The sequence below is a fragment of the Pseudomonas sp. 05N434 genome (assembly GCF_056396965.1).
The window spans coordinates 1-7,808 of record NZ_JBFTMK010000370.1; the positions used below are offsets into that span (position 1 = coordinate 1).

The window sequence follows — 7,808 nt, forward strand, 5'->3', positions numbered from 1 at the left end:
GTGTTCTACTGGGCCTGGTGGATTGCATGGTCGCCGTTCGTGGGCCTGTTCATTGCGCGGATTTCCCGTGGCCGGACCATCCGCGAATTCGTCTTCGGCGTGCTGTTGATCCCGCTCGGTTTCACCCTGGCGTGGATGTCGATCTTCGGCAACAGCGCCATCGACCAGGTGCTCAACCACGGCATGAGCGCGCTCGGCCTGTCGGCCATCGACAACCCGTCGATGACGTTGTACCTGCTGCTGGAAACCTACCCCTGGAGCAAAACCGTGATTGCGGTCACGGTGTTCATCAGCTTCGTGTTCTTCGTCACCTCCGCCGACTCCGGCACCGTGGTGTTGTCGACCTTGTCCGCCAAGGGTGGCAATCCCGATGAGGACGGGCCGAAATGGCTGCGAGTGTTCTGGGGCGCGATGACGGCACTGGTGACCAGCGCACTGCTGTTCTCCGGCAGCATTGATGCCTTGAAGTCGGCGGTGGTGCTGACCTCGTTACCGTTCTCGATGATTTTGCTGCTGATGATGTGGGGCCTGCACAAGGCGTTTTATCTGGAGTCGCAGAAGCAGATCGCGCAATTGCATTCCCTCGCGCCGGTGGCCGGTTCGCGACGCGGTGGATGGCGTCAGCGCTTGAGTCAGGCGGTGCATTTTCCGTCTCGGGATGAGGTCTATCGCTTCCTTGATACGACGGTGCGCCCGGCGATCGAGGAAGTGACCGCCGTGTTTGTCGAGAAGGGGTTGCACGTGGTCACTCAGCCCGACCCGGCCAACGACAACGTTAGCCTGGAAATCGGTCACGGCGAACTGCATCCGTTCATCTATCAGGTGCAAATGCGCGGCTACTTCACACCGTCCTTCGCCCGTGGCGGCATGGGTTCCAAGCAACTCAACAACCGTCGCTACCACCGTGCCGAAGTGCATTTGCGCGAGGGCAGTCAGGACTACGATCTGGTGGGTTACACCAAGGATCAGGTGATCAACGACATCCTCGACCAGTACGAACGGCACATGCAGTTTTTGCATTTGGTGCGTTGATCGACCGGTGGCGCTCAGGTCTCGCTGCTCAACACCATGAACAGCACCAGTGCCGCCACCGGTACGCCGAACACCGCGCTGCCCACCACCAGTTCCGCGCTCAACGGTTGGCCAGCGTTGACCATTCCGACTGCGCCGTTGATCAAGGTCAACGCCAGCCACAGTACGACAAAGCTGTAGGCCAGGGTCTGACGAGAGAAACCGATTTTCTCGCCGATGAACAGCATCAGTGCCAGCAGGATCAGGCCGAAGAAGATGATGATCGTGGTGTGCATGATGCGTTCCGTCCTTCAGATGTGTGCTGCCTTACGGCCCAATACATCGAGCATAGTTAAACCAACCCGCCGTTAACGCGCAGGATTTGCCCGTTGACCCAGGCCGAATCCGGGCCGACCAGGAAGGACACGACGCGGGAGATGTCTTCTGGCTGAGCCAGGCGTTCCAGCGGTGGCATCTTGGCGAAGGTCTGGATCTGTTCTTCGCTCTTGCCGTGCAGGAACAGGTCGGTGGCGACCGGGCCCGGGGCCACGGCGTTGACGGTGATGTTGCGACCGCGCATTTCCTTGGCGAACACTTGGGTCAGGGATTCCACTGCCGCTTTGCTGGCGATGTACACCGCATAGCCCGGCAGGTTCATGCCGACGGTGCTGCTGGAGAAGTTGATGATCCGGCCACCACTGTTCAGGCGCGTTGCCGCTTCACGCAGAGTGTTGAAAGTGCCGCGAGCGTGGATGTTGAAGTTCTGGTCGAACAGTTCGTCGCTGTGTTGCGCCAGCGGCAGCACTTTGAGGATGCCGGCGTTATTGACCAGCACGTCGACCTTGCCCAGTTGGGTTTCGGCTTCGTCGAACAGCCGGCGTACATCGTCGGCGTTGGCCACATCAGCCTTGATCGCTATGGCCCGGTGACCGGCCTGACGCAGTTTTACCACCAGTGCCGACGCCTCGGTGGCGCTGTTAGCGTAGTTGATGGCGACGGCGAAACCCTGGGCGGCCAGTTGCTGGGCGATCACGGCACCAATGCCGCGGGAGGCGCCGGTAACGATGGCAACTTTCGAAGTTTGAGTAGTCATGGCGTTGATTCCTTGGAGTGGCTGAGTTGTGGAGCCAGATTCACATGTTTACTCAGGGTGATAGATGCACGAGAGTTGCCTTTACTGTTCAATAATCGCCAACAATCGATCGTCAGGAGCGCCGTATGGATCAAGTCAAGGCGATGAAGGTTTTCGTGCGGATCTACGAGCGCAGCAGCTTCACGCTCGCGGCCGATGACCTGAACCTGCCGCGTGCCACCCTGACCCATACGCTGAATCAGTTCGAAGCCTGGCTCGGCACCCGTTTACTGGAGCGCAGCACGCGCAAGGTCCGTCCTACGCTGGATGGCGAGGCGTACTACTTGCGTTGCGTGCAGTTGTTGGCAGAACTGGAAGAAGCCGAACTGGCATTTCGCGGCGTTGCGCCGAAAGGCCGATTACGGGTGGATCTGCATGGCACGTTGGCCAAGCACTTTGTAATCCCGGCGTTGCCGCAATTCATGGCGCGCTACCCGGACATCGAATTGTCCATCAGCGAAGCCGACCGCTTCGTCGACCTGATCGCCGAAGGCGTTGATTGCGTGTTGCGCGCCGGCACCTTGGGCGACTCGGCGCTAATCGGTAAACGTGTCGCCAACCTGCGCCAGATCACCTGCGCCAGCCCGGCATACTTGCGTAAGTACGGCGAACCGAAAAACCTCGAAGACCTGAAAAACCACCGCGCGGTGAACTACGTTTCGCGCACCACGGCCAAGCTGTTTCCATTCGAGTTCATGGTGGATGGCGAGCTGAAAGAAGTGGCCATCGATGGCGCGTTGTCGGTGTTCGGCGCGGAGATTTATGCGGCCTCGGCAATTGCCGGATTGGGGCTGATTCAGTGCCCGCATTACCGAATGGAAACGCAGATTGGCCAAGGGTTGGTGCAGGAAATCCTCACCGACACACCGCCGCCATCGATGCCGGTTTCGGTGTTGTATCCGCATAACCGACACATGTCGCCACGGGTTCGGGTGTTTGTGGATTGGTTGGGGGAGGTGTTTGCGGGTGCCCGGTAACCGATGGTCTGCGAGCAATCTGGCCTGCTTGTGTTCGGCTAATATTTATCAGAGTGTGTATCGTGTGTATTGAAGGTGTGATCATCGCGTAATGTGCATCAGCAGATGCTGCCCACAAGGACGAAGGTGATGCGAAGTCGGGAAATGATCAGGATGATCGAGGAGGATGGTTGGTATCTGGTGGCCGTGAAAGGTAGCCATCATCAGTACAAGCACCCGTGTAAGTCAGGCAGGGTGACGATAAAACGCCCTGATTCGGATCTTCCAAAAGGCACGATCAACAGCATATTGAAACAGGCGGGTCTGAAATGAGGCCCGACATCGGAAACGAAAGCCTCGAAGGGGCCACATCACAGGAAGGACTCATCGAAATGAAATTCCCGGTCGTTCTGCACAAGGATGCCGACTCAGAATACGGAGTGATTATCCCGGACGTGCCGGGATGCTTCTCCGCAGGCGCTACAGTGGCGCAGGCATTTGAAAACGTGAAAGAAGCGTTGGCTTTGCACTACGAAGGTCTGGTCGCCGATGGTGATCCACTTCCGCAGGTGCGTGAAATTGACGCTCATCTTGATAACCCTGATTACGCTGGCGGTGTGTGGGGTGTGGTCGAATTCGATATCACACCCTATTTCGGCAAGTCGGTGCGCTTCAATGCCACGCTTCCTGAGCAGTTGCTTGAGCGTATCGATCAGACGGTCAGACGAGATCAGCGATATAGCTCAAGGTCTGGCTTTTTGGCGGCTGCCGCGCTACGTGAGTTGTCGGCGTAAGTGTTGGGCGTGGATATCGACTCTATGGGGGAACTCAGTTTTTCATAATCTATGAAACGTTTCAGCAATTAGTCGAATCCGGGGTTTCCTGGCGTTTGTCTGGGCGTATGCTGGGCAGCTTGCAAAGCAGTCGATACCCCATTCAAGACCCACAAGAGAGGATTCGATGACCTACACCGCTGCCGAAAACCGCTACGATTCCATCCCTTACCGCCGCGTAGGTCGCAGCGGACTGGTGCTGCCGGCACTGTCGCTGGGCCTGTGGCACAACTTCGGCGACAGCACGCCGATCGACACCCAGCGCTCGCTGCTGCGCACGGCGTTCGATCTGGGCATCAACCACTTCGACCTGGCCAACAACTACGGCCCGCCRTACGGCAGCGCCGAGATCAACTTCGGTCGTTTGATACGCGAAGACTTCAAGCAGTACCGCGATGAGCTGATCATCTCCAGCAAGGCCGGTTGGGACATGTGGCCCGGCCCTTATGGCCAGGGCGGCGGGTCGCGCAAATATGTGCTGGCCAGCCTCGACCAGAGCCTGCAACGCCTGGGCCTCGATTACGTGGACATCTTCTATTCCCACCGTTTTGACCCGGACACCCCGCTGGAAGAAACTGCCAGCGCACTGGCCACCGCCGTGCAACAGGGCAAGGCCTTGTACATTGGCATCTCGTCTTACTCCGGGGTGAAAACCCGGGAAATGGCTGCGTTGCTCAAGGAGTGGAAAGTTCCGCTGCTGATCCACCAGCCGGCCTACAACCTGCTCAATCGCTGGGTGGAAAAGGACCTGCTGGATGTCACCGACGAACTCGGCACCGGCGTGATCGCCTTCACGCCGTTGGCGCAGGGCCTGTTGACCGACAAATACCTCAACGGCATTCCGAAGGATGCGCGGGTCAATCGCCCGGGCGGTGATTCATTGCAGTCCTCTCACCTGTCCGAAGCCAACATCGCCCAAGTGCGGGCGCTCAATGAGATCGCCAAGCGTCGTGGTCAGAGCCTGGCGCAACTGGCGTTGGCCTGGACCCTGCGCGATCCACGGGTGACCTCGGCGCTGATCGGCGCGAGCCGGCCGGAGCAGATCATCGAGAACGTCGGGGCGCTGAAGAACCTGAGTTTTAGCGTGGAAGAACTGGCGGAGATTGATCGATTTGCCCAGGAGGGCGGGATCAATCTGTGGGAGAAGCCTTCGATGGCTGAGTAACTGAGTACTGTTCGTTCCCATGCAGGGCGCCCGCTCACCGGATGCGTACGAATTACTGGGTGTGACAGTGGCGGGTTCTTGCGCCGGGCTTCTTCCCACTGGGCCAGCGCCTCCGGCGTGTTGCCATAGCGCTCCAGTGGAAACGAGCGGGTGAAATCGTGAGTGGCGGTCAGCCCCTCGAGCAAGGTTTTCATCGGCGCGGACAACGCTTCATACGCCGCAATGCCGCTGGCCCACAGGGTGTCGCCGCCAAACTCCGGCAGCAACTTGGCGCTGAGCACCGCGCCCATCGCCGGGGTCGGCAGGAACGTCACATCGGTGTGCCAGATCGCGTTGTCCCGCACGTCGGTGACGGCGGTGTCGAGGATCAGTACTTCCGGTTGTTCCGGCACGTTCGGGTAGATCGGATGAATATGCAGGTCGCCGAAATAGGCGGCGAATCGCGCCTGTTGCTGTGGCTCGATCGGCTGGTTGCGGAAGAACAGCACCTGATACTTGAGCAGCGCCTGCTCGATGGCGGCGCGTTGTTCCGCGTTCAGCGGCTGACTGATGTCGACGCCGCTGATTTGCGCGCCGAGGGCGCAGCTTAAAGGGACGATAGTCAGGTGGCTCATGGTGGTTCTCTTCAATCCGGGGTGTCGACACATGAATATTCAGTGAGCCTGGCCATGCCACGGCACCAGTTTGCGCTGCAGGGCGCGCAGGCCCATCTCCATGGCGAAGGCGATCAGCGCGATCACCAGAATCCCCAGCACCACCACATCGGTGACCAGGAACTGCGCCGCCGACTGCACCATGAAGCCCAAACCGCTGGTGGCGGCGATCAACTCGGCAGCCACCAGCGTCGACCAACCCACCCCCAAGCCAATGCGCACACCGGTCAAAATGTCCGGCAAGGCACTGGGCAGAATCACATGGCGAATCAACTGCGCCCGAGTCGCACCCAACGACTGCGCGGCGCGCAATTTCGCCGGGTCGACGGTGCGCACGCCGGTGGCGGTGGCGATGGCTATCGGGGCGAAGATCGCCAGGTAGATCAGCAACACTTTCGACAGCTCACCGATGCCGCACCAGATCACGATCAGCGGCAAATARGCCAGGGGCGGAATCGGGCGGTAAAACTCGATCAGCGGATCGAGAATGCCGCGAGCAATGCGGTTGTGGCCGATGGCAATGCCGATCGGCACCGCGGTCAGCACCGCGAAGCCCAGGCCCAAACCGATGCGGCTGAGGCTCGCGCCCAAGTGCTGCCACAAGGTCGAATCCATGTAGCCGCTGGTCACCAGCAACCAGCCTTTTTGCAGCACGGCGGAGGGGGGCGGCAGGAACAGTGGTTCGATCAAACCGGTGGCGGTGACGGCCCACCAGATCGCCAACAGCGCGATCAGTGTCAGCACGCTGATCCAGCGGGTGCTGATACGGCGGCGTAGCGCGATCACCGCCGAGCCCTTCACCTTTGAACCGGGTTTTACCGTTGCGGCGGGAATTCCATAGCTGCTCATGCGTGCTCCTGCCGCTGGACGGCACTGCGTTGGGAGAACACTTTGGCGAGCACGTGTTCGCGGGTTTCGATAAAACGCGGGTCGGACTTGATCGAGCGCGCCGATTCACCTGCGGCGTAACGTTGGCCAAAATCCAGGCTCAGGCGCTCGACGATTTGCCCGGGATTCGGCGCCAGCAGAATCAGGTCGGTGGCGAGGAACACCGCTTCTTCAATATCGTGGGTAATCAGGAACACCGGTTTGGCGGTGCGTTGCCAGACTTGCAGCAGCAGCTCCTGCATCTGTTCGCGGGTGAAGGCATCCAGGGCGCCGAAGGGTTCGTCCATCAGCAACACCCGAGGGTCGGCGGCGAGGGCGCGGGCCAGGCCGACACGTTGTTTCTGCCCGCCCGAGAGTTGCCAGATGCGGCGGTTTTCGAAACCGGAAAGGTCTACCAGCGCGAGCATTTCCCGGGCGCGCTGTTCACGTTTTTCCCGCGCGGCGCCGGCCAGTTCCAGGCCGAAGCCGACGTTGGCCAGCACGTCCTGCCAAGGCAGCAGGGCGTCGTCCTGAAACACCACGCCGCGCTCGGCGCTCGGGCCTTTGACCGGCACGCCGTCAAGGGTGATGCGCCCGGCGCTGGGCTCGACGAAACCGGCAATCAGGTTCAACAGCGAAGTCTTGCCACTGCCGGAAGGGCCGAGGGCGACCAGCAACTGCCGGGGCCCAAGGCTCAGGGAAATATCCGCCAGCACAGGTTCCGCTGCACCGGGGTACTGTGCGCTGATGCGCTCCAKCTGTAGCAAAGCCATCGCGGTTAACTCCCGATCAGTTGGTGATGTACTTGGCGCTGACGTACGGCGCGTAGTCCGGCAGCACAGCCTCGACCTTGCCCTGTTCCTTGAGGAACGCCGCGGTGTCGGTAATGGCCTTGGTGGTCGGCGCGCCGAGGGTGATCACCTGATCAGCCGCCAGCGGATACACGTTGCCTTGCAGCAGCAGCGGAATATCGCTGGCCTTGGCACCGGAGAGTTTCACCAGTTTGTCGACGTTGCTTTGGTTGGCCAGCCAGGCTTGCGGATCCTTGCGGTAGTCGGCGTAGGCATCGAGGGTCACTTTGGCGAATGCGGTGACGATCTCCGGATGCTTCTCGGCGAAATCCTTGCGCACGATCCAGGCATCGAAGGTCGGCGCGCCGAACTTGGCCAGTTCGCCGGAAGTGATCAGCAC

General features: G+C 60.2%; 8 protein-coding genes and 3 pseudogenes. 5 read left to right on the forward strand and 6 right to left on the reverse strand.

Features of this window, described 5'->3' with window-relative positions; genetic code table 11:
• Window positions 1-1,032 (forward strand): annotated as a pseudogene (betT, locus tag AC1DLB_RS20815) (choline transporter BetT); the annotation flags it as partial.
• Between the two features lie 14 nt (window positions 1,033-1,046).
• Here betT and AC1DLB_RS20820 read toward each other — a convergent pair.
• Window positions 1,047-1,307, reverse strand: a complete 261-nt coding sequence (locus AC1DLB_RS20820; RefSeq protein ID WP_018929330.1) for a hypothetical protein — start codon at window positions 1,305-1,307, stop codon at window positions 1,047-1,049.
• A gap of 56 nt (window positions 1,308-1,363) precedes the next feature.
• The gene (locus AC1DLB_RS20825; protein WP_086944166.1) at window positions 1,364-2,104 is read right to left on the reverse strand and encodes an SDR family oxidoreductase; all 741 of its coding nucleotides are present in this window, start codon (window positions 2,102-2,104) and stop codon (window positions 1,364-1,366) included.
• A gap of 125 nt (window positions 2,105-2,229) precedes the next feature.
• On the opposite strand from AC1DLB_RS20825, the gene AC1DLB_RS20830 reads away from it, so the two are divergent.
• From AC1DLB_RS20830 to mgrA, 4 genes are all read left to right on the forward strand, one after another.
• Window positions 2,230-3,120: a LysR family transcriptional regulator gene (locus AC1DLB_RS20830; RefSeq protein WP_018929328.1), complete on the forward strand. Its 891-nt coding sequence runs from the start codon at window positions 2,230-2,232 to the stop codon at window positions 3,118-3,120.
• Between the two features lie 129 nt (window positions 3,121-3,249).
• Window positions 3,250-3,432 carry a type II toxin-antitoxin system HicA family toxin gene (locus tag AC1DLB_RS20835; protein WP_477744104.1) on the forward strand — a complete coding sequence of 61 codons (183 nt, stop codon included), beginning with the start codon at window positions 3,250-3,252 and terminating at the stop codon, window positions 3,430-3,432.
• Window positions 3,429-3,893: a type II toxin-antitoxin system HicB family antitoxin gene (locus tag AC1DLB_RS20840; RefSeq protein ID WP_008005174.1), complete on the forward strand. Its 465-nt coding sequence runs from the start codon at window positions 3,429-3,431 to the stop codon at window positions 3,891-3,893. The genes AC1DLB_RS20835 and AC1DLB_RS20840 overlap by 4 nt, the downstream gene beginning before the upstream one ends.
• A gap of 166 nt (window positions 3,894-4,059) precedes the next feature.
• Window positions 4,060-5,097, forward strand: a complete 1,038-nt coding sequence (gene mgrA / locus AC1DLB_RS20845; protein WP_064615821.1) for an L-glyceraldehyde 3-phosphate reductase — start codon at window positions 4,060-4,062, stop codon at window positions 5,095-5,097.
• On the opposite strand, the pseudogene tauD reads toward mgrA, so the two are convergent.
• From tauD to tauA, 4 genes and pseudogenes are all read right to left on the reverse strand, one after another.
• Window positions 4,986-5,711, reverse strand: a pseudogene (tauD, locus tag AC1DLB_RS20850) (taurine dioxygenase); the annotation flags it as partial. The gene mgrA and the pseudogene tauD sit on opposite strands and share 112 nt — an antisense overlap.
• Window positions 5,712-5,750: 39 nt before the next feature.
• The gene (gene tauC, locus AC1DLB_RS20855; protein ID WP_018929324.1) at window positions 5,751-6,599 is read right to left on the reverse strand and encodes a taurine ABC transporter permease TauC; all 849 of its coding nucleotides are present in this window, start codon (window positions 6,597-6,599) and stop codon (window positions 5,751-5,753) included.
• Window positions 6,596-7,390, reverse strand: a complete 795-nt coding sequence (gene tauB, locus AC1DLB_RS20860; RefSeq protein ID WP_477785564.1) for a taurine ABC transporter ATP-binding subunit — start codon at window positions 7,388-7,390, stop codon at window positions 6,596-6,598. Before tauB ends, tauC begins: the two co-directional genes overlap by 4 nt.
• A gap of 16 nt (window positions 7,391-7,406) precedes the next feature.
• A pseudogene (gene tauA / locus AC1DLB_RS20865) lies at window positions 7,407-7,808 on the reverse strand (taurine ABC transporter substrate-binding protein); the annotation flags it as partial.

Coding starts and splice junctions, on each gene's coding strand:
- AC1DLB_RS20830 (WP_018929328.1), top strand. CDS start 2,230: ATGGATCAAGTCAAGGCGATGAAGGTTTTCGTGCGGATCTACGAGCGC.
- AC1DLB_RS20820 (WP_018929330.1), bottom strand. CDS start 1,307: ATGCACACCACGATCATCATCTTCTTCGGCCTGATCCTGCTGGCACTG.
- AC1DLB_RS20840 (WP_008005174.1), top strand. CDS start 3,429: ATGAGGCCCGACATCGGAAACGAAAGCCTCGAAGGGGCCACATCACAG.
- AC1DLB_RS20825 (WP_086944166.1), bottom strand. CDS start 2,104: ATGACTACTCAAACTTCGAAAGTTGCCATCGTTACCGGCGCCTCCCGC.
- AC1DLB_RS20835 (WP_477744104.1), top strand. CDS start 3,250: ATGCGAAGTCGGGAAATGATCAGGATGATCGAGGAGGATGGTTGGTAT.